Annotated in this window: 16 protein-coding genes, 1 pseudogene and 2 riboswitches; of the genes and pseudogenes, 7 read left to right on the top strand and 10 right to left on the bottom strand. The window is 70.9% G+C overall.

All coding sequences use genetic code 11. From position 1 onward, the window contains the following. Positions 1-5: 5 nt before the first annotated feature. Together ACFV8T_RS28755 and ACFV8T_RS28750 are read right to left on the bottom strand one after the other, a co-directional pair. Positions 6-926, bottom strand: a complete 921-nt coding sequence (locus ACFV8T_RS28755; protein WP_385333015.1) for a hypothetical protein — start codon at positions 924-926, stop codon at positions 6-8. After that, positions 923-3,592 carry a prenyltransferase/squalene oxidase repeat-containing protein gene (locus ACFV8T_RS28750; protein WP_385333012.1) on the bottom strand — a complete coding sequence of 890 codons (2,670 nt, stop codon included), beginning with the start codon at positions 3,590-3,592 and terminating at the stop codon, positions 923-925. Before ACFV8T_RS28750 ends, ACFV8T_RS28755 begins: the two co-directional genes overlap by 4 nt. Positions 3,593-3,793: 201 nt before the next feature. Beyond that, positions 3,794-3,934, bottom strand: a riboswitch (cobalamin riboswitch). 92 nt (positions 3,935-4,026) lie between these two features. Then, positions 4,027-4,101: riboswitch (cobalamin riboswitch) on the top strand. Between the two features lie 122 nt (positions 4,102-4,223). Between ACFV8T_RS28750 and ACFV8T_RS28745 the strand changes: the two genes are divergently transcribed. Next, complete coding sequence (locus ACFV8T_RS28745) at positions 4,224-5,636, top strand: hypothetical protein (protein ID WP_385333010.1); 1,413 nt, start codon at positions 4,224-4,226, stop codon at positions 5,634-5,636. Positions 5,637-6,376: 740 nt separating this feature from the next. Here ACFV8T_RS28745 and ACFV8T_RS28740 read toward each other — a convergent pair. Next, positions 6,377-6,955 (bottom strand): TIGR03086 family metal-binding protein, encoded by a 579-nt coding sequence (locus ACFV8T_RS28740; protein ID WP_385333007.1) that lies wholly within the window; start codon positions 6,953-6,955, stop codon positions 6,377-6,379. Between the two features lie 308 nt (positions 6,956-7,263). Beyond that, complete coding sequence (locus tag ACFV8T_RS28735; RefSeq protein ID WP_385333004.1) at positions 7,264-7,767, bottom strand: carboxymuconolactone decarboxylase family protein; 504 nt, start codon at positions 7,765-7,767, stop codon at positions 7,264-7,266. A 122-nt stretch (positions 7,768-7,889) separates the two neighbouring features. Between ACFV8T_RS28735 and ACFV8T_RS28730 the strand changes: the two genes are divergently transcribed. Both ACFV8T_RS28730 and ACFV8T_RS28725 read left to right on the top strand, forming a co-directional pair. Further along, positions 7,890-8,879 (top strand): pirin family protein, encoded by a 990-nt coding sequence (locus ACFV8T_RS28730; protein WP_385333001.1) that lies wholly within the window; start codon positions 7,890-7,892, stop codon positions 8,877-8,879. Between the two features lie 41 nt (positions 8,880-8,920). Next, complete coding sequence (locus tag ACFV8T_RS28725) at positions 8,921-9,259, top strand: GNAT family N-acetyltransferase (protein WP_385332998.1); 339 nt, start codon at positions 8,921-8,923, stop codon at positions 9,257-9,259. A gap of 48 nt (positions 9,260-9,307) precedes the next feature. Here the strand turns inward: ACFV8T_RS28725 and ACFV8T_RS28720 are convergent, their stop codons facing one another. Together ACFV8T_RS28720 and bla are read right to left on the bottom strand one after the other, a co-directional pair. Then, positions 9,308-11,026 carry a hypothetical protein gene (locus ACFV8T_RS28720; RefSeq protein ID WP_385332996.1) on the bottom strand — a complete coding sequence of 573 codons (1,719 nt, stop codon included), beginning with the start codon at positions 11,024-11,026 and terminating at the stop codon, positions 9,308-9,310. A 566-nt stretch (positions 11,027-11,592) separates the two neighbouring features. Next, positions 11,593-12,543 carry a class A beta-lactamase gene (gene bla, locus ACFV8T_RS28715; RefSeq protein ID WP_385332993.1) on the bottom strand — a complete coding sequence of 317 codons (951 nt, stop codon included), beginning with the start codon at positions 12,541-12,543 and terminating at the stop codon, positions 11,593-11,595. A gap of 177 nt (positions 12,544-12,720) precedes the next feature. Between bla and ACFV8T_RS28710 the strand changes: the two genes are divergently transcribed. Continuing rightward, on the top strand, positions 12,721-13,623 hold the full coding sequence (locus ACFV8T_RS28710) for a LysR family transcriptional regulator (RefSeq protein ID WP_385332991.1): 903 nt from the start codon (positions 12,721-12,723) through the stop codon (positions 13,621-13,623). Then, the gene (locus ACFV8T_RS28705; RefSeq protein WP_385332989.1) at positions 13,620-14,522 is read left to right on the top strand and encodes a serine hydrolase; all 903 of its coding nucleotides are present in this window, start codon (positions 13,620-13,622) and stop codon (positions 14,520-14,522) included. The genes ACFV8T_RS28710 and ACFV8T_RS28705 overlap by 4 nt, the downstream gene beginning before the upstream one ends. A gap of 430 nt (positions 14,523-14,952) precedes the next feature. On the opposite strand, the gene ACFV8T_RS28700 is transcribed toward ACFV8T_RS28705, so the two are convergent. From ACFV8T_RS28700 to ACFV8T_RS28685, 4 genes and pseudogenes are all read right to left on the bottom strand, one after another. After that, complete coding sequence (locus ACFV8T_RS28700; RefSeq protein ID WP_385333133.1) at positions 14,953-16,710, bottom strand: protein kinase; 1,758 nt, start codon at positions 16,708-16,710, stop codon at positions 14,953-14,955. Between the two features lie 228 nt (positions 16,711-16,938). Further along, positions 16,939-17,405, bottom strand: a pseudogene (locus ACFV8T_RS28695) (protein phosphatase); the annotation flags it as partial. Between the two features lie 45 nt (positions 17,406-17,450). Next, on the bottom strand, positions 17,451-17,891 hold the full coding sequence (locus tag ACFV8T_RS28690) for a hypothetical protein (RefSeq protein WP_385332987.1): 441 nt from the start codon (positions 17,889-17,891) through the stop codon (positions 17,451-17,453). Between the two features lie 118 nt (positions 17,892-18,009). Continuing rightward, the gene (locus ACFV8T_RS28685; protein ID WP_385330704.1) at positions 18,010-18,534 is read right to left on the bottom strand and encodes a transglycosylase SLT domain-containing protein; all 525 of its coding nucleotides are present in this window, start codon (positions 18,532-18,534) and stop codon (positions 18,010-18,012) included. Positions 18,535-18,937: 403 nt separating this feature from the next. On the opposite strand from ACFV8T_RS28685, the gene ACFV8T_RS28680 reads away from it, so the two are divergent. Continuing rightward, complete coding sequence (locus tag ACFV8T_RS28680) at positions 18,938-19,684, top strand: AraC family transcriptional regulator (protein ID WP_385332984.1); 747 nt, start codon at positions 18,938-18,940, stop codon at positions 19,682-19,684. 191 nt (positions 19,685-19,875) lie between these two features. Next, positions 19,876-21,105: an MFS transporter gene (locus ACFV8T_RS28675; protein ID WP_385333130.1), complete on the top strand. Its 1,230-nt coding sequence runs from the start codon at positions 19,876-19,878 to the stop codon at positions 21,103-21,105. The last annotated feature ends 43 nt before the right edge of the window (positions 21,106-21,148 follow it).

Below are 21,148 nucleotides of genomic sequence, written 5' to 3'. Positions count from 1 at the left end.
CCCGGCTACTCCGTACGGCGTCGGCGTCCGGCGGCCAGGACGGCCGCTCCGCCGACGAGCACGATCAGCGAGCCGCCCACCACCACCGGCAGGCGGGGACCCGCGTCGTGCCCGGCCTCCGGTGTCGGGGCCGCGTCGACAACCCTGGTTCCGGGGCCCGCGGACTCCGTGACGGGTGTGGTGATGCTCGGGGAGGGGCTGGGCGACACGGACGCCGACGCGCTGGGCGACGGGCTTCTCGACGGATTCGCCGAGGCGGAACCGGACTTCGACGGTGAGGGCTTCTTGTCCCCGGACGGCTCGGGTCCGGTGTCGGTGCCCGGTGGCAGCCCGGGAGCCCGGTCGGTCGCTGCGGGCTTCCCGGCGTTGCCGTTCGGCCGGGTGTTGTGGGCGCGCAGTTGGTCGGGAGTGAGCTCGGGCCGGCCCGTGGTGCCACCGATGTCGGTGCCGCCGAAGATCCACAGATCGACGCTGCCGGGCTTCGGCTTGTAGAGCATGGCGCCGAGCCGGCTGTACTCCCAGGTGTTCGCGCCCGGGTCGGCGTGCCAGTACGACCAGTAGGCGGAGGCGGGTGGCGTCAGGACGCAGTCGTCCTGCTCGGGTGTCGGGTACTGCTTGCCGCCCCGGTGTCCGCTGTACCCGATGCGGCAGATGAACGCGGGGCCGTCGTGGCCGGTGCCGGTGGTGCGCCAGCCGCCCTGGTTGAGCAGCTCGTAGCCGGTCGTGGGTGTGGTACCGCAGGAGCGGTAGACCGGGCCGCCCCAGTGGCTGAAGTCGACGGCGAGGACGGCTCCGGATGTGGTGGTGCACCGGCCCATGGGCTGCGGATCCGCCGCCGCTGACGGCGCGTTGGCCGTCAGTACGGCGGTCGACAGCAGGAGCGCTGCCGACGCCTGTACGGTCCTGCGTCGCACGGGGGCAGTCATATCCGCCCCCCGGTGGCTGCCCGGCGGCGGGCCACGACGACCACGCGCCACCCGGCACCGACGAGCACGGCCGCGAGACCGACGAGCGCACCGATCCCCGTGCCGGTCGAGGCCAGCGCTCCCCCGCCGGAGCCGCCCGCGTCGGTGTCGACGATGCCGCCCGCCCCTCCTGTCGTGTCCCCGGGGGTGACGATCTGCGGGGTGGCGGCACCGGGGCTGGGCGTGGGCTGCGGCGTGGTGCCGGTCAGGCTGCGCTCCAGGGTGCCGAACGAGACACCCGTCGCCCCTCCGACCGCCTGGGTGGAGGCGCGCAGGTCGGATCCGCGCTGCCCTTCCTTCGCCACGTTGAACCCGCCGTCGTTGTTCTGCTGGCCCGCGAGGAACTTCCGGGCCTTGGCGATCTCGGTGGCATACCGCTTCCCTTCCAGGGCGAGCCCCTGGACGGCGAGGGCGGCGGAGTTGACGGAGTCGCCGGCCGCGCCCGGGAAGCCGCCGTCGGACAGCTGCTTGCTCGCGATCCAGGTCAGCGCCTTGTCGACGGCCTTGTCGGCCTTTTCACCACCCACAAGGTCCAGCGCCATGGCCGCGATGGCGGTGGAGTCGACATCGGCGTCCCCCGTGGCGGGAATCAGGCTGGGCCAGGCACCACTGCCGTGCTGAAGGCTCGCCAGGTACGCGATCGGCTTCTGGGCGGCTGTCTTCTCGTCGGCTCGCAACTGGGCCATGATCGCCAGCGACTGGGCGAAGACGGAAGGGGCATAGGTGTAGGCCCCCTTGGCGGCACAGCTGCGGTCCGGAGCCTTGCTCGGCCCGGTGCACACCGCCTTGTCGAGAGCGGCGACGAGGTCCTTGCCGCCGAAGGAGCGCGGGTCCCGGCCGACGGCCTCGGCCAGCAGAGCGACCTTGCCGATGGAGCCGCCGAGTGCGTACTTCGTACCTGTCCCGGTCCAGTCCTGGAGGGTCCTGCCGTCGCCGTCCTTGCCGCCGTCGTCGAGGAAGTCGACGATGCCGCGGAGCTTGTCGTTGTCCAGTCCGGTGGCCGCGAGTGCGTAGGCGCCGTCGATGGTGAGGCCGAAGTCGGCGCGGGAGGCACCTGGGCCGGCCGCGTAGTACCGGCCCTGCTTGAGGTTGGCCGCGCTGGTGAGGTAGCCCACGCCCTTCTTCAGGTCGGGGCCTTCGCTGGCCGGGAGGGTCGGGCCGCCGGGCGGTCCGGTCGTCGGCGGGTCCGTCGGGTCCGGCTTCTTCGCCGTGAGCCGGGTGAGGTCGGTGTCCGCCCCGGCCAGGACCGCCGGGCCGGTCGGGTAGAGGGCCGCGACGGTGGCGCCCTCGTCGAAGCCGAACCCGCCGCCGTCCAGCTGTTCGCGCGAGAGCCAGGAGACGGCCGCATCGGCCTGCGCGGTGTCGCCGAGAGCGCGGAGAGACTGCGCGGCGTACCCGGTGGCGTAGACGCTGCCGGACGTGGCCCCGGTGTAGCCGGGGAAGGAGCCGTCCTCGCGCTGCGCCTTCTTGAGATAGGTCCGGGCCTTCGTCACCGCCGTGTCCTGGCCGTGCGCCTCATGCAGCGCGAGGGCCACAAGGCCGGTGGTGGCGGGATCGCCGTCGCAGTTCTCGCCGGGGCGGATCAGGATGCTGGTGACCCCGCCGTCGTCGCACTGCAACTGGGTCAGCCGCTCGACGGTCTCGGCCGGAGGTTCGGTGCCGTCCCGGAGCAGGGCGAGCACGGCAAGTGCCTGTCCGTCCGCGTAGGTTGCGTTCCTGAAATCGCCCTTGCCGGTACAACCGGGGGTGGGACTGCCCGAGTCGGGGCCCGCGGCACAGATGTTGTCCACGAGGTCGGCGATCAGGTCGTGGCCGCCGAAGCGGTGCGGGTCGGCGCCCGTGACCTCGGCGAGAAGGGCCAGGCGTGCCGCGGCCGCCGCGTCGGGGGCCTGGTCCTTGCCCGACGGATAGGTGTAGTCGTCGGTGTGGGAGGCGAGGAAGGCGGTGATCTTGTCGAGAGTCGCGCTGTCGCCGTCCGCCGCGGCCAGCGCGTAGGCCGCCTCGGTGGTCAGGAGGTAGGCGGGGGTGTCGGCGCCGTCGTCAACGACGCGTTCGCCGTCCTTGAGCGTGCCGGCGACCCAGGTCGCCGCCGCCGCCACGTCGATCTCCCCGGCCGGGACCGTGGGCGTGCCCCCGGGGTCAGGAGTCCCGGTGCCGCCACCGGCGCGCACCTCGTCGGGGGTGAACGTCGGCTTGCCGGTGGTGCCGCCGATGTCGGTGCCGCCGAACACCCAGGCGTCGACGTCGCCGTCCTTCGGCTTGCGGTCCATGGCTCCGTACTGGCTGTACGTCCACGTGTGCTGGCCCGGCGAAGCGATCCAGTACGACCAGTAGGCCGTGGCCGGCGGGGTGAGTACGCAGGACTCCTGGTCCGTGGTCGGGTACTGCGTACCGGAGCCGAGGCCGATGCGGCAGATGAACGCCGGGCCGTCGTGCTGAGTGCCCTCGGTGGTGAATCCCGCCTCGTGGAGGAGTTCGTATCCGGTCGTCGGCGTCGTGTCGCAGCCGCGCTCGACCTTGCCTGCGAAGGGGCCGAAGTCGACAGCGACGATCGCGCCCTTGGTGGCTGTGCAGTCGCCGAGCGGGTCGGCCGCGGCCGGGGTGATGGTGATGAGTGTCACGCACATGGCAAGCAACAGGAATGCCACTGGTTTCAGGGACAGGCATGCCCTGCTCCCCGCCTGTCGGTCTCTTCGTTGTGCGGTCCCCACCGCAGCCCCCTCGCCTCTGTCTCCGTGGGGACATGAACGTGGCTGAGGCGGCCTCGGCCACGCGTGGTTCACCGCATGGCAGGGCTGGTCGACCACGCCGTAGTCCACGACGGCGCTTCTCGCTGAAGATCAGGCTCCAGGCATTCCGGCTCGCCCGGTGCTACCGGGCCTACGGTTGCGGGTCAGCGCCGGATTCTGACCGGCTTCCCCTGGAACTCAGTGCGTATGAGCCGGATTGGAGCACGCAGAGTGATACCTCGTCAAGACACCGGCCAGGGACGTGGAAGGGCCGCCTGAGGGGCATCTGGCGGGACGGCAGCGCGTCCGGTAGCGTCCTGCGCTGCCACGTGGGGGAACCCGGTGAGAGTCCGGGGCTGACGCGCAGCGGTGTGGGACGGCTGGGGCCGTTCCGAGCCCGAATGCCCAGGCGGCGACGCACCACAGGAAGCCGGTCCACGCGTTCGGGCGGCGGCCCTGCCTGCTGTTGTCTCCCGCCCGGGAAGGCCGTGGGCCCAGGGCGGCGCGCCCCTCATCCCAGGAGCAGGCCATGTCCCGTCCTTTGATCCCACGTCGTCTTGCGTTCACGGCGACCGCCTCCGTCGGGGCGCTCTGTCTGAGCGTCCTGCCGGCCGCTGCCACTGCCACACCGGTCCAGATCGCCACGTCGAGGACGAACGGTGTCACGTACCTCAAGTCCCTTCAGTCGTCGGATGGTTCCTACGCCGGGGCCGGACTGTCGAACGAGTGGGCGTTCAGCGCGCTCGCCTCCGCCGGCACCGCGGCCGTCGACGTCACACCTGGCGGCGACACCACGAAGAACGCGAGATCCGTGTACCGAACCCTGCTGTCGACGGCCAGCTGGCCGTCCGCGACGCCGGTGGTCACCGACTACGAACGCGCCACCCTCAACTCCTACGCGGCGGGCATCGACCCGGCCCGCGTCTCCGCCTCACGCAATCTCATCGGCGACATCTACAGCTACTGGCAGAAGGCCGAGCCCGGATACTTCGGCCCCTCGGCGAACTTCAACGGGACCGTGTTCGCCGCGCTCGCCCTCGGCGGCGCCCGGACGCAGGCGGGAACGCAGCGGATACCCAAGTCCCTGCGCGACTCCCTGATCACCCGCATCCGCGCCAACCAGCACAACGACGGCGGCTGGAACTACGGCAAGGCCGAAGGTGATCCGGGACAGCTCGGCTCGGCCGGCGATGTCGACATGACCGGCGCCGCGATGGCCGCGCTCTGTGTCTCCGGCGTCCCGAACACCGATGCGGACATCGTCCAGGCCAAGGCGTTCCTCAAGAGCAAGCTGGTGCCGGGCAGTGGTGCGTTCAACGCCATGTTCGGCGTCAACACCGACTCCAACGGCTGGGCCGTCTCGGGGCTCAACGCCTGCGGCATCAACCCGCAGACCGGCGATTTCCTCACCTCCGCGGGCAGGACACCCGTGGACTTCCTCATCGCTCAGCAGTTCAACCCCGGTGGCGGCTTCAAGTACCTGCCTGGTGACACCGAGCCGTCCGCCTACGCATCCATCGACGGACTCCGCGCCGTCGCGGGAGGCGGCTTCACCGCCACTCCCCCGGTCCCCGCCACCAGCGGGGCACCCCAGTGGGTGGCCCGGAGCACCTTCGCCTCCGGCACCGCCACAGAACTGGCCCTGACCGTGGACGACGGCGCGGGCGGCTTGAAGGTGTGCTCCGTCGCCTTCACCCCCACCGGCACCACAACCACCCTCGGCGCGGTTCTGGACTCGGCCACGACCGCGGCCACCCCGTCCGGCTGCGTGAGCGGCGTGACCCCCTCCTCCGGAACAGGCACGATCACCGCTCTCAACGGCAAGTCCAACAGCGGGTCGAACACCTGGAGGGTCAGCGTCGACGGTTCGGCGTTCACCGCAGCCGACCGCGGCAAGGTGATCAACGCGGGTGACACCGTCGCTCTGCGCTGGGGCGCCTGAGCCCAGGGAACGTACGGAATCGTGGGAGCGCTCAGGTCTTGATGTGAGCCACGCGTCGGTCGATGGAATCGGCCCGGTCGGCGTGTGTCGCCGGGATGCCGGGCCGGCCCTGCCACGGGAGCGGGCCGGCCCCCCGGCGGCACTCGATGCCGGGTGCGTCGAGCCGGACCAGGTGTGCGCAGCCGTACGCGGAAGTCGTGGAAGTCGATGCGCACGAGGCTTGCGGGCTTGCCGGGCCGGGGGCTGCCCTTGCGCGGGCCCATGCCGACGACGAGCTCGTCCGGGCGATCGATTGCACCCGGCTGTCCGGCCTGCTCGCCTTCGTCCGTCCCGGAGGCACCCGCTCCATGGCGGGCATCTGGAGCAGACCGCGCTGCGGACGGCGGGACCCGGCAGGGGGAACGGTGGATTCGGCCATGGGTGGGGGGCTTCCAAAGAGGCTTTGGTCAAGGCGCTTCGGCGAATCGAGGTGCACCCATGCCGCCGTCACGAGGAACGGACGGAGAACTCCCGGCCCTCGCCCTACCGCCGCACGACCGGGACCGGCGGCGCCAGGACATGGCGGTGCGGCCGGCGCCGTCATGCCGGCGCCGGCCGCTGAGGAAGGTTTCCGGAAGCTGGTGCCGCATCAGGCAACGTTCGCCTCGTTGCATCGTGCCGGTCGATTCCTGCACCGGGCGACACCGGACGGCGTTTCCACGGTGCAGAAGTCAGTGCACGACCCGTTGGCGAGTCGTCGCTCAGCTTGCCGCTGGACGACGGCCGACGAGTCCGAGCAGCCGCTCCAGGGCGGGAGAGCCCGCGGAGATCTCGACCGCCGGGGCGAACGCAGTCCTTGCCCGGTCGTCGGACGGTGCTCCGGTCGGGATCTGCGCCGCGACCTTGAGTGAGTGGCGGACGAGGTCGGCGCCCGGATCGTAGGCAACGCCGATGGTCTGAGCGACGTCCCAACCGTGGACTACGCAGTCGAGCACATGCATACCGAGCGCGGCCCGGCCGGGAAAGAACCCGAACTCCCCGATCTGGAGCGAATGGTCCAGGACATCCTCGGCGAACGCCGTCGTCATGGCGTCGGCCGAGTCGAGGTACGCCTGGTAGGGATCCCCACCCAGGTTGCCCTGGTCCCAGGCCCGGAGGTCACCGGTGACGCCTGCTGCGGCGGCCGCGAAGCCGAGGTTCTCGCTCACTTGGTGGCGGAGCAGGCCGTGCAGTGTCCAGTCGGCACACGGCGTTGGAAGACGAAGCTGATCCGGGCCAATCTGCGCGATCACCGCTCCCAGAGTGGCGAGAGCACGGCGGTCCAGTTCCCTGATATCCACGGACGCGACGTTAGCCGTGCCCCCGCTTTCGGGGCCACTCGTTTTCGGAAACGCCTCGGCCTGTCCCGACGCCTGTCGGGGGCGAACGTTGCCTGAAGCGCACCAGGCTTTGGCCAAGGGCTGTCCCGTAATCCCTGGTGGATCAGCGTGCGGCGTCGGATGCGGTGCGTCGCAAGGCGGAGGGGCCTTCGAATACTGGATGTATTCGGGCGTTCCGACAACGCGGCGAGGTGCCGTAGCTGTCGTCGCACGCCCGCCAGGGACTACGGGAACGCGAGAACCCGGACCGCCGTGCGTACGCGAGGGAGTCAGCGTCCCGAGGCAGACGTTCCGGGTGCCCTGCGTACGGGATGCTTGCTCAGAATGGAGACCCGGTTGAAGGCGTTGATCGTGATCGCCACCCATATCACCGCGGAGATCTCGTCGTCACCGAAGACCTCACAAGCCGCACCGTAGGCGGCCTCCTGCGCGGCGGCGTTCGCGGGATCGGTGGTCGCCTCCGCCAGAGCGAGCGCCGCGCGTTCCCGCGGGGTGAACACCTCCGTGTCCCGCCAGGCCGCCAGCACCCCGAGGCGCTGCGTGGACTCACCCGCGCGGAGCGCCGCCCTGGTGTGCACGTCGAGGCAGTAGGCGCAGCCGTTGAGCTGCGAGACGCGGAGATTGATCAGCTCCACCAGCACACGGTCGAGGCCCGCGTCGGCGGCGGTCGCACGGACCGCCTCGGAGGTCTGCACCAGGGCGTGGTACGCCTTGGGCGACTGCTTGTCGACGAAGACCCGTCGGTTGCCCGGTGTTGCCGTCACGTCGCTCACTCGGTTCTCCTTCTGGCCATAACGGTCCGCCCGCCCTTGCCGTGCGCTTCGGACGCCGGTGCTCTAGGATCCAACCATGATAGTTGAATATCCAACAAGTACTGCGCCGGGGGTGCCCCACGATGAACGACGCTGAGACCGAGCCGGTCGGGACACGCTGCGCGGCTTCGCCGGACGAAGGGCACAGCGACGGGACGCCGCAGGTCGAGGTGCTGTCCGCGCGCGATGTCCCGTTGGGCGGCCCGCGGGCGATGACGGTGCGGCGCACCCTGCCGCAGCGGAGCCGCACTCTGATCGGCGCCTGGTGCTTCGCCGACCACTACGGCCCCGACAACGTCGCCGAGACGGGCGGCATGGATGTCGCGCCCCACCCCCACACCGGGCTGCAGACCGTGTCCTGGCTCTTCAGCGGGGAGATCGAGCACCGCGACAGCATGGGCAGCCACGCCTTCGTGCGTCCCGGTGAGCTCAACCTCATGACGGGCGGGCACGGCATCAGCCACACGGAGGTCTCGACCCCGGGGACCACGATCCTGCACGGTGCCCAGCTGTGGGTGGCGCTGCCCGAGGAACACCGGCACGCGGAGCGCGACTTCCAGCATTACGTCCCCGAGCCCGTCCGCCTGGACGGGGGCGAGGCCAGGGTCTTCCTCGGAACACTCGCCGGCAACGCATCCCCGGTGCGGACCTTCACCCCCCTGCTGGGCGCCGAACTCCTCCTCGACCCGCACGCGAGAGTCACCCTCGCCGTGAACACCGGCTTCGAGCACGGCGTGCTCGTCGATCAGGGAAGCATCCGCCTGGGTGAATCCCCCGTGCTCCGGGCCGAGTTGGGTTACGTCGGCCCCGGACCCGACACATTGACGCTCACCAATACCTCCGGTGACACGGCACGGCTGCTGTTGCTCGGCGGCACACCGTTCGAGGAGGAGATCGTCATGTGGTGGAACTTCATCGGCCGTAGCCACAAGGACATCGTCGAAGCGCGCGAGGACTGGGAGGGCGCCTCCGAACGCTTTGGCACCGTCCACGGCTACGCCGGTGACCGCCTCCCCGCACCCGTCCTGCCGAACGCCACCATCCAGCCGCGCGGGAACCCGTCGCGCCGTTGAACCACCAGCCTCCGCAACCAGTTGAAGGAATGGGAAACGCCATGACGCAGAATGCCTCCGCGCCCGTCGTGGAGCGAATCGACGAGAAGCACCGGTACGCGATCCAGGTGGACGGTGCGACCGCCGGCTTCACCGTCTACCGAGACCGGGACGGACAGCGGGTCTTCTACCACACGGAGATCGACGACGCCTTCGCCGGACAGGGCCTGGCCTCGACTCTCGTGACAGAGGCCCTGAACGACGTACGCAGGAACGGTATGCGCATTGTTCCCGACTGCCCCTATGTGGCCAAGTACCTCAAGAAGCATGACGAGTTCGCCGACATCACCGACCCCGTGACCCCCGAGATCCTTCAGTGGCTCAGGGGCGAGCGGCCGTAGCCGTTCTCGTTCGGATCACCGTCCGGTCCCGGGCACCGCTCCGGTCGCTCAGCCCGCGCCTGCTTCGGCGGCGGCTTCGGCGAGCAGTTCCGGCAGGGTGCCTTCGCAGTCGGGCAGCCGCTCCGCCAGTACGCGCCACAGGCCGGGCCCGCCCCGGTCTGCGGCCCGCCGGACCAGTTGCGCGCACACGGTCCGCCACGCGTCGCGGCCCGCTGTGTCCCGTGGCTGTTCGTATCCATGGCGCAGGGCCGCGCTCGCGGGCCGGATGGCGGCCACCACCGACTCGTCGTCGAGCACGCCGGACGCGCGGACCCGATGGATCACATGGTCGGACATGAACGCATCGCCTACGTCGGACAGCGCCGACCGGGCGGCGGCGGGGCCGTGCGTCGACCAGTAGAACCGGGTCGAGCCCGGCAGCTCCTGCGCGAGAACGTCGGGAAATCCCGGGCGCGCGGCCAGCGTGTACAGCACGGGCAGCGGGAGCGGCTCGGTGGCATGGGCGCGGACCAGTTCCGGCCACGGGGTCGCGGCGTCGCCGCAGGCACCGTCCAGAACGGCCTGCGCCGCGACGGAATCGGTGCAGGGCCGCAGCTCCGCGACCAGGTCCAGGCTGAGGGGCAAGGGCCGTCCGAGGGCCGCGAGCCCCCGGCGCAGTGCCTGGTCGTGATCCGCTTGCCTGACGAGGCGCTCGTCCAGCCGGTCGTCCAGGCCGTACAGCCAGAGACAGTCCGCAGAGCTTCCGTACAGTGCGGCCCAGCGCGCGAACAGTGCCCGGCGCGGAACACCGGCCGCGTGCAGTCGCGGGGTGACGGCCGACCGGAACGAGGGCTGGTCGCGGACCCCGTGCCAGGAGTCCTCGGCCGCCTGCTCCAGCTCCTCGTCGTCGAGTCCGGCGACGATGGCGACCACCACCGCGGCCGGAGCGGTCAGCAGGACGCGCAGATCGGGGAAGGGCCGTTCCGCACCCTTCGCAGGCTCGCCGAGCCCCTGGATCAGCCGCTCCAACGTGCCGTGATGAAGGGGGAAGCGCTGGGCGGCGACGTACCAGCTTCGCGGGTCGTCGCCCAGTCGTGCGTGCAGCACCGCGCCGACCGCCGTCCAAAACGCCTCGGCCGCGGGGAAGTTGTTGTGGTCGTAGCCGTTCACGGCGCGCACCAGGTGGTCGAGGTATCGCACCGAACGCAGCACCTCGGGCAGGTTCGCCCCGTTGAGTACGTGGCGCAGCAGTGCGGGCCGGGTCTCCCCGATCCGCTCCAGGCAGGGCCACCATGCGGAGGTGGGCAGCTCCTGCCGGCGGGCCACCAGTCGGTTCGCGATCCTGGGGTCCCAGGGTGTGAGGAGGGCGGCGGTGAAGTCGTCCGGGCAGTCGGCGCGGGCTATCAGGGCCCGTCGCTGGGTGCGTGCGAACGGTTCACGCCGGTGTGCGGCAGCCAGCGCGGGCCAGTCGACGGGGCCTGCGGCGATTACCAGGTCGGCATCCAGCACGGTGCCGGCGGCACGCAGTGCGGCGATCACCTCCTCGGGGCGGGCCTGCGGCGTCGGCGCGGGCCGGGCGCGGGCCGCCGTCCCGTCCTCGCCGCTGTGCAGCGGCGCGTCGAAGCGTCGGCTCCGGGCGGCGAGGGCGGTGTCGTTCAACTCTGCCGAAGCGGGTGGGCGCGCGTCGGACGGCAGCAGCGAGACCGCCCAGGTGAGCAGCCTGTGGAAGTGCGCGGCCTGTCTGTCCGTGGCTGCCTGCGCCATCGCGATCCTGGCGTTGTGGACCATCCGACCAACCGTTCCGTAGGTGCTCCGCCGTGCGTCGTCCCCGCCACGTCGATCCGGGCGGCCCGTCATGGCCCGGCCGTGCCCCCGCATCGCGGTGGCTGCCGGCCGGTGGTCAACCGTAGGCGACGAAGCGCCATGACCGCGCGGAGGTTTCTGCCTGGGCCGACGATGGCGGGACGGGGTGTCCCCGCCTTGCCGTATCCACGTGTCGGCGCCCGCGCGCGGTGGCGGACCACGGCCGCAACGGCCGCCAGTCGTTGCGTGGCGACCGACGGTTCACTCGCCTTTGGTCCCGGTGTCGGCCCGTGCAAAGTGCTCCGTCGTGGCAGAGGAAGGTCGCTCCCGCCTCGATGACGGTCAGCGGTTCGCCGGCTCGGTGGCAGCAGGGGACCGTCCTGCCGTTCGACCGGGACGGGTATGTCGACGTACCCGGCGCCCTGGCTCCGGTGAACTGCGACACCACGTAGGATCACGCCGTCCACGTCGGGCCCAACGTCCGGATCCGGCACGGCGTACCCTCGCGCACCGCTTGGGAACAGACTCCCCGCCGGAGAACACACTCCCTGCTACGACAACGTGTCGGCGACCACGGATGCCGCCTCCGCGATGAGTTCGTTGTCGTACTCGGCATCTTCCCTGGTCCGGTTCGACAGGATCGCCACGACGATGGGGGCGGCGTCGGGGGGCCACACCACGGCGATGTCGTTGCGGGTGCCGTAGGTGCCGCCGGCCCCGGTCTTGTCACCGATCACCCAGCCCTTCGGCATCCCGGCCCTGATGAGCTCGTCCCCGGTGGTGTTGCTCCGCAGCCACTTCGTCAGCTGCGCGCGTTCGCCCTTGCCGAGAACGTCTCCGAGGACGAACGCGCGCAGATCGCCCGCGAGTGCTCTCGGCGTGCTCGTGTCGGAGACGGAACCCGGAGACCACTGGTTGAGTTGCGGTTCCTGGTGTTCCATCCGGGTGACGTCGTCGCCGATCCCCGCGAGTACGGCATCCAGGCCCCGGGGACCGCCCAGTCGGTCGAGGAGCAGGTTGGCCGCGGTGTTGTCGCTGAAACGGACGGCGGCGTCGCACAGGGCGCCCAGGCTCATCCCGGTCCCGACATGCTTCTCGCTCACCGGGGAGTTGCTGACCAGATCGTCCCGGGAGTACGTGACCACCTCGTCCAGCCCGCCCACGGAGTACTTGCGCAATACGGCACCGGCTGCCAGCGCCTTGAACGTCGAGGCGTAGGCGAAGCGCTCACCGTCCTTGTAGGCGACTTCGCGGCCGGTGCCGGTGTCGATGGCGTAGACGCCCAGCCGCGCGTCGAACTTGCGCTCAAGTTCCTTGAACCGTCGGTCGACAGGCTTCACGGCCCCGGTCGGTCCCGTCGCCCCGGCGTGCGGGGATGACGCCACCGGGGAAGAGGGGGACGAGGGACGGGGGTCCTCTCCGCTGCACGCCACGAGCGGTACGAGGGCGAGCGCGGCCAGCATGCCGAGAAGGGCACGGCGGGCAGGACTGTGCTGCTGCATGGGGTCCGGACCTCCAGGTCACCCCGCGGGCGGGGCGCATAGGGGATGGAGCGGCAGATCCCCATCCCGGGGTGTGGTCATGAGTGCCGGGCCCACCTTCTCCGTCCGACTGCCATGCGGTCCAATACGCCCACGCGCTGTTTCATGCCGATCCGGCATGGCGTTAGGGTTCGGACTGTGGATCTGGTCGGAGCGTGTCGGGCATTCGTCAGTGTCAGCGAGCACGGAGGTTTCACCGTGGGAGCAGCCGCGGCCCGGATGTCCCAGCCGGTGGCCAGCCGTCGCGTCGCCGCCCTGGAGGAGCGCCTCGGCGAGCAGCTGTTCGAGCGGATGTCGCGGCGGGCCGTGCTCACGCCGTTCGGCCGGGACATGCTGCCGGCGGCAAGGCAGCTCGTGCAGGCGGCGGACGTGCTGCTGCACGAGGCCGATGCCGCCAAGTGCAAACCCTGGCGGCTCGCGGTGCCCGGCCTCTGCTCGACAGCCGGTCTCGCCCGTCTGATCGCGGAGGCACGGGGACACGGCATCACACTCGATCTCCGTATCGCCGCGCCCGCGCAGCGCGTCGAGTTCATCCACTCGCAACTGGTACGTGCCGCGCTGCTCGCCGTGCCCGCGGACGAGGCGACGTGGTCCCTGCCGCTCGGGCTCGCCGGTGCCCAGGATCCCGGCGTGCGGCGCGTCTACATCGAGACGCTACGGGTCGGGCGGGCGTCGACGGGCCCGGCCCGCCGGATCTGGATCCAGCCGGAGGACGACGTGCCGCACATCCGTGACCCGCTCACCCGGCTGCGGGACGCGGTCGGTCTGCGGCCCGCGCAGCTCGTTGCCGCGACCGACCTGACGACAGCCGCGGCGGAAGTGCTCTGCACGGGCGACCTGCTGCTGTGCACCCCCGCACAGGCCGAGGAACTCGCCCTGAACTGGCGGCCCATCGGTGAGATCACACTCAGCCGGGGCTTCGCGCTGGTCGCCGCCGCGGGCGGCAATCCCCAACACATCGAGGCGCGGCTGGGCGAGGCCATCGGCCGTTGCCTGGGCGCAGGCACCGGGGCGGACCGTGCGGGAGGGGCGGCGGCGTGAGCACCGAAGCACTCCTGAGCGAGATGCGTCGGCAATTGCACGACGGCGGACTGCACGGCTGTCTGCTCGTGCGGGAGCTCCACACGGGCGACGAAGTGGGAATCGCCCCGGACACCCAGCTGCCCGCCGCGTCCCTGGTCAAGGTTCCGCTCGCGCTGGCGACGGCGGAGCGCATCCGCCGGGGCGAACTGGACGGGGCGACGATGCTCGACGTACACCCCCGGCGCACGACCGCACCCGGCCCCACCGGGCTGAGCCGCTTCCGTCACCCCGCCAGGATCGCGATCGACGACCTGCTCTACATGAGCACCTGCGTGAGTGACGGCGCAGCCGCCGACGTGCTGTTCGGTCTCACACCGCCCGCCCGGGTCACCGACATGCTCCGTGAGTTCGGTCTCCGCGGCATCACTGTCCGGCACAGTCTCGACGAACTCACCGACACCCCCCTGGAACGCTTCGACGCCTCCCAGGCCCATCTCGCCCTCTCCCTCGCCATCGACGCCGGCACCAGCGGTCGCGGACATCGGGTGCCCCAGCTCGACACCACCCGCGCCAGCAGCGGCAGCGCACGCGCCTACGTCGAGCTGCTGCAAGCCCTGTGGACGCCGTCCGCGATCCATCCGGACGTGGCCGAACGCGTACGTGGCCTGATGGCCCACAACCTCATCCGGCACCGGCTCGCCCCCGACTTCAGCTCCGACGCCGCCACTTGGTCCTCCAAGACCGGCACTCTCCTCAACCTCCGGCACGAAATCGGCGTCGTCGAGCACTCCGACGGCCAGGCCTTCGCCATCGCCGTCCTCACCGAGTCACTCGTCCCGGCGAGTGTCCAGCCCGGCGCCGACGCCCTCATGGCGCAGGTGGCCCGCAGACTGCGTGATCATCTTCGACAGCTCTAGATGTATTGCCCTGTGGGGCCGCGAGCGCGGCCGGCGCGGCTGCCACTGGTGCCGGGTCGAGTGGGTCGGTGCGGGGCGCTGTCGCGAAGCCGCGGACCCGGAAGGAGTTGCCCGGAGTGAGCGCGTTCGCGTTCTCCCGTGCCGCTTGCACAGGTCGGGCGTCACGCAGCACTCCCCTGCGAGTCGACCGCGGGCCACGGTTGTTCCGGTGATCACTCGTTTCATGGTCTGTTGTCGTGCCTGGACGCCCTGGACGAGCGCCGGTTCCCGGAATGGGGACAACCTTATGAAACATGGCGGAACAGCCCCTCTCCGGTGCACACCACGCACCCATGACGTATCCGGACATAACGCGCCCCGGTCCGGGAGAAGCCCACCGACCGCCCGCTCCGCACCGGCCGCACCGCCCGCGTCGTCGAGGCGCCGCGTCTCAGGCGTGGAAGCCGTTGCACACGACGGAGGTGTACTTCGTGGGCCCGCCTTCGACGTGGTACAGCACCACGGTCCAGTCGCCCCTGTCGTCTCCCACCGGGAGCGCGTCGACGGTGCGTTCGCCGAAGTGGGCACGGAAGTCGGCGGGGTACTTGAACTTGACGGTTCCGCCGGAGGTCCAACGGGAGTAGATGTCGACGGGCTTGCTGGTGAAGCCGATGCCCTTGCTGACGGACCGGAGGGGTCGTCCGGTGGCACGGTCCGTCTCGTGCGGGGGACGCACCCCCACGGCTATGTAGTACGGAGCAGGCCTCTTCCCCTCCCCGGCGTTCTTGGGGCGCAGCTCCAGCGAGGCCGTGTCCGTGCCCGTGGTGTGGGAGACGGAGGACCGCAGTCCCGAGGGCGGTGAGGAATCGGTGAGGCTGGACAGATCGCAGGAACCGATGCCCTGGGCCGCCTGCTCCGGCTCGTCGGACAGGGTCCAGCGGTCCTGCGAGACGCGATCGTTCACGATGTGGTCCGGCGGTCCACTGGCCGGGCCTCTGGTGGCCGTCCGCGGCGCGGTCGGCTGCCCGGACGTGGTGACCTCCGTCGTGGGGGCGGCGCCGGTGTCCCTCGTGTCCGATTCCGGGAGCAGCCAGACCGTCATGGGCACCGCGAGCGCCACCGCGCATACCGCGAGCCAGGCTCTGCCCCGTGCGGCCTGGCCGGGGCGTCGCTGCGGATCCGGACGGTCGTCCGGTGCGGTGTCCGACAGGCCCGTGGGTACGGTGGTAGCGGCCCGCTCCGCCCTTTCGACGACCGGCTCGTGGTGCTTCGGCCGTGTCCCGGCCTCGCTCCGCGGTGCCCGGACCGTCCCCGTCTCCGTCCCCGTCTCCGGCTCCGTGTGCGCGCCGGACGATGCGGGCGGCGTGTCCACGCACCCGGATTCGGGGACGGGTTCGGCGGTACGTGCCAGCATCCGGTAGTGGGCGTCCGACGCCAGCGGCGAGTCCACCGCGCACCGGGCGATCACGGCGGCCGGTTCGGGCCGGTCCGCCGGGTCCTTGGCGACGCACTGCCGGATGAGCTCGGCCAGCGCGGGCCGTACCCCCGCCAGGTCGATGTCCTCGTGCACGGTCCGGTAGCTCACCGCCGCCGGTTCGCCCGTGCCGTACGGAGGCCGGCCCGTGGCCGTGTACGCGAGGGTCGCGCCCAGTGCGAAGACATCGGCCGCCGGGCCCACTTCGTTCCGCAGGAGAACTTCGGGTGCCGTGTAGCCGGGTGTCCCCGAGACCATCCCGTCCCGGGTGAGGATCGTCTGCTCCAGTCCTCGCGCGATCCCGAAGTCGATCAGTTGCGGTCCCTGCGAGGAGAGGATGACGTTGTGCGGTTTCAGGTCCCGGTGCGTGACTCCATGGGCGTGGACCGCGGCCAGTCCCTCGGCGAGCGCGGCGAGCAGTCTCAGGGCGCTGTCCGCCGGGAAGGGACCGCTCGCGCCCACGGCACCGCGGAGAGTGGGCCCTGCCACGTACTCGGTGGCCAGCCAGTAGGGAGGCGCGTCGAGCGAAGCCTCGATCAACTGCGCGGTGTAGGCGCTGCGCACGGCCTCGACGGTCGCGGTCTCGCGCCGGAACCGGGCCAACGCCTCGGGGTGGTCGCTGATCTCGTCGCGGATGACCTTCACGGCCACCAGCCGTCCGCCGGGCGACCTGCCGAGATACACCTGCCCCATGCCGCCCGCGCCGAGACGGGCGAGAAGGTGATAGGCGCCCATGCGCGCCGGGTCCTGGGGTCGCAGTGCATCCACGGCACGACTGTGCCATATGCGCACACGCGGTGGAGTGACGGCCCGCAACTCGTGACCGGATCGATGGGTGTCAACATGCGCGAGCGGCAGCCCGGTTGAGAACCGTACGGGGTTCCGCCCGGGAACGGGGGGTGCTTCGGTGCCGTCGAGGATCGCGGCGCGGCAGGCTCGGGGCCGGGCTGCAGACCGCGTGCGTCGAGCGGGGCCGTCGGCCACGCGCGCGGCGGCGCTGAGCGCGCTGCGGAGCCGGCCCATGGCTCCGGCCGCGTACGGGCTGTGCCCGACGAGGTCCCTGACGGCCGCCGCGATCCGGTCCCCGCCGGTTCGGCGAAGTCGTACCGGTCGCCACACACGTTCAGGGAACCGTCGGCCGGCCGGTGACGCACCGCTGCCCGGCGGCGGCCGGCCGGGCCGGAAGTCGGCAGCATCTCGGCCTGCAGGGTCGGGGCGACCGCGCGTTCGCGGGCGTGGGCCCGCCGGAGCCGCTCGTTCACTTCCTGGAGTTCTCTGGCCCGGGTGCAAAGGCCGGCCTCCAGCACCCTGGCCCGGTCCCCGCCGTTGTGACCAATGCGGGCGCGGATGAGTTCGGTGACGTCCTCCACCCGGTGCAGCAGCAGTGCCACGTGCCCGTCCGGGCCGAGGCCCGGGAGGTCGACCGGGCTCGCCGGGTCAGGTTCGCATTGCGCCATCGGCGGCATGCCACTGGGTCAGGCCAGGGCGGGGGCGGTGAGGTCGAGGGTCAGCCGGTGCTTCCAGTCGTTGGTGAAGACCGCGGCAGTACCTTCGTGGTGCACGCCCACGAACGGGTTGGAGCAGAACATCACGGCGAGCCACCGCAAGGAGCGGTCGGCGTCGAGACGGGCCAGGCAGCCGATGTTGCCCATCCCGCTGCCACCGCCGGACATCCGGCCCGATCCATCCGGCAGCGGGGTCTCGAAGTACGTGTCCACCTCGTTGGTGCCGCTCTCCTCGATGGCACGGGCCACGTCGAACGGCTCCCCTAGGCGGAAGGGAATCGGCTGCCCGGCGTCCGGGTGGTAGGCCCCGGGGCCGTCCACATGCACCTCGACGCAGGTGTCGTCCGGCCGGTACAGCCCGTCAAGGAAGGGCATCTCCCCGGCCGCCCACAGCCGCTCGATCATTCCCATGCTCCCACCCCGCCCGTCCAGCAGTCCGGTGCGCAGGACCGCGAGGCCCGTCGGGCCTCACCACGGCCCATCGAACAGTCCACACGGTGTCGCTTCCGGGCACTCAAGCACACCTGGCTCAGTAGGCGGAGTTGACGTTGTCGATGGATCCGTAGCGGTCGGCGGCGTAGTTGGCGGCCGCGGTGATGTTGGCGACGGGGTTGGTGAGGTCGTGGGGGGTGCCCTTGACGTGGTAGGCGTTGAAGGTGGGCTGGATGACCTGGAGCAGGCCCTTGGAGGGGGTGCCCTTCTGGGCGTTGATGTCCCAGCCGTTCTGGGCGTTGGGGTTGCCGCCGGACTCGCGCATGATGTTGCGGTGCAGTCCTTCGTAGCTGCCGGGTATGCCCTTGGCCTTCATGATGGCCAGGGATTCCTTGATCCAGCCGTCGAGGTTGTTGGCGTAGCCCTTGCCGGTCTTCTGGGTGTCCTGGACGTCGCCGGCGGGGGCGGTTTTGACGACGGGGGCGCTCTGCTTCGTCTCGGCCGCCTGTGCGGAGGTCGAGGTCAGGGTGAGGGCTGCGGCGGCTGCGCCGGTGGTGGCGAGGGCGGCGACGGACAGGGTGCGGATGCGGGCGATGCGGCCGGTGCGGGTCTGCGTGGTCATGCGGAAGTGACTCTCCTGTGGGTGTGGTGTCGCCGTCCGGTGCCGGAGGCGGGGGTGCGGGGCGGGGCCCTGCGTGGTGCGGGAGGGGCGAGCGGTCCGGCGGTGTCCGTGCGGTCCGGTCGCGGTTCCCCGCAACGACAGCCATGGTTAGCGGCGGCCGGGGTGGGGGTCAATGATGTGACGTACTACCCCAATACGGAGTAATGTCCGAAATGAACCGCTCTATGCCGATTCCGTGCTGTTCGGGCGGCTCCGTTCCTACTACTCTCCCTAGGATGTGACCTGGCCCCTATGGGTGGCATCACATCCACAGGGCCGTTCCGGGGCCATTTCGAGACGCCCGAGCCCGGTTCGACGACAACGACGCCGTACGGTCCGGCGCGCTTCCGATGGAGTTTCATTCATGCCGGATCTCCGCCACTCCCCCGAGGCGCCCACCCGCACCCAGGCGATGGCGCCCGGAGAGCACATCGACGCACACCGGCACGACGACCACCAGGTCGTCTACGCGGGCTCCGGCGTCCTCGCGGTCACCACCGACACGGGCACCTGGTTCGCCCCCGGCACCCGGGCCATCTGGGTCCCGGCCGGCTGCGTCCACGCCCACCGCGCCCACGGGCACCTCGCCCTGCATCTGCTGGGCCTGCCCGCCGACACCAACCCCCTCGGCCTCGACGCCCCGACCGTCCTCTCGGTCGACCCCCTGCTGCGCGAACTGATCCTCGCCTGCACCCGAAGCCCCCACGACGACACCCCCGAGCGGCTGCGGTTGCGCGCGGTACTCCTCGACCGGCTGCGCACCTCACCCCAGCAGCCCGTACAACTGCCCGCCCCCACCGATCCCCGCCTCAGAGCCATCTGCGACGCCCTGCACCACGACCCCGCGGACCCGCGCACACTGGCCGCCCTGGCGACCGCGGCAGGAGCCGGGGAGCGCACCCTCAGCCGCCTCTTCCGTCGCGAACTGGGCATGACGTTCCCTCAGTGGCGCACTCAACTGCGCCTCTACCACGCCCTTCGCATGCTGGCCGACGACGTACCGGTGACCACGGTCGCCCACCGATGCGGCTGGTCGTCCACCAGCGCGTTCATCGATGTCTTCCGCCGCGCTCTCGGCTATACCCCGGGCACCCACAACCGCCGGCCCTGACTGATCACAGCCCGGAGAGCACGGGCGCGGCCCGGCACGAGCACGCACCGTCGCCGATTCGCCAGCAGGCCCCACAGCACACCGAGTTGGCCACGCATCCGAGGGCGGATTTCCGGCAATGGTTGGCAGATTATCGGAAGCGCGACGCGACACTCGGCGACGACCATCGCGTTACGCCAAGGAATAGATCAATCGTTCTACTTTCGGTCGGACATGCGTGCGTGGACGTCTATCAGGGTGCTGTGGCGTCGCTCGTCCCGTTCTTCGTCGCCGAGCGCGCCTACTCCTACGCAGCGGCCTCGGGCATCGTGCTCGCCGCATCACTGCTGTCCTCGGTGGCACAACCGGTGTTCGGTGCACTCACCGACCGACGGGCCATACCCTGGCTGCTGCCCGTGAGCACAGCCCTGGGCGGTCTCGGTGTCGCGCTCAGCGGCCTCAGCGATTCGTACCCACTGACACTGCTCTTCGTGGCGATGTCCGGAATCGGGGTCGCCGCCTACCACCCCGAATCCGCCCGCGTCGCACGGCTCGTCGGCAAGGGGAGCCACCGTTCGATGGGGTGGTTCTCCTTCGGCGGCAACGTCGGCTTCGCTGCGGCCCCCCTCATGGTCACCGCCGTCGTGGCCACCGGAGGGCTGCGGTTCTCCCCACTGCTCGTGGTGCCGGCCGTCGTCGGCAGTGTGTTGTGTCTGCCCGTCCTGCGCGCACCGGAGAAATCGACATCCAACGGCCCCGGGGCCGCGGCCACGGCGGGGACCGACGACAAGGCTTCGTTCGTGAAGCTGTCGCTAGCCGTGGTCTGCCGATCGATCGCCTTCGTCGGCCTGAGCACCTTCATCTCGTTCTACGCCCGGCAGCGCACGGGAGGCGGTGCGGCGGCGGGCACGGCCGCGCTCTTCGTCCTCTATCTGGGTGGTGCGGCGGGCACCGTGCTGGGCAGCCGCCTGGCCAACCGGTGGGACCGGGTCGCGGTGGTGCGCACGTCGTATCTGATCACGGTCGGCGCCGTCGCCGGGATCGTCTTCGTCCCCGGCCCGTCGATCTATTTGTTCACCGTCCTGACCTCCGTCGGCCTGTACGTCCCGTTCTCACTGCAAGTCACCCTGGCCCAGGACTACTTGCCCTCGCGCTTCGGCACCGCCAGTGGGATCACCCTCGGGCTGACCGTCAGCATCGGCGGCCTGATCAGCCCTGTCATCGGCAGCATCGCCGACGCCACTTCCCTGCAGACGGCCCTCACGCCGCTGATCCTGATGCCCGCCCTGAGCTGGCTGCTGTATCGCACCCTGCCCGAGCCCGCCATGCCCAAGCACCTCGCCACCCCGCCAGGCCGGAGGCCGGTGGCCGGAGAAGGAGCCGAGCGAGGTCCGGGAAAGGGGGCGATCACGGCACCAGGCCCGGGTGACCCGTTTGGATGATCAAAGTAGCGAGGGGTTACCATATGAGCGCCGCCTAGCTCGA

Source organism: Streptomyces sp. NPDC059832, from assembly GCF_042731715.1.
In the GTDB taxonomy this organism is placed as follows: Bacteria; Actinomycetota; Actinomycetes; order Streptomycetales; family Streptomycetaceae; genus Streptomyces.
The sequence above is the reverse complement of the archived record's forward strand: the minus strand, read 5'-3'. Positions and strand labels throughout refer to the sequence as shown.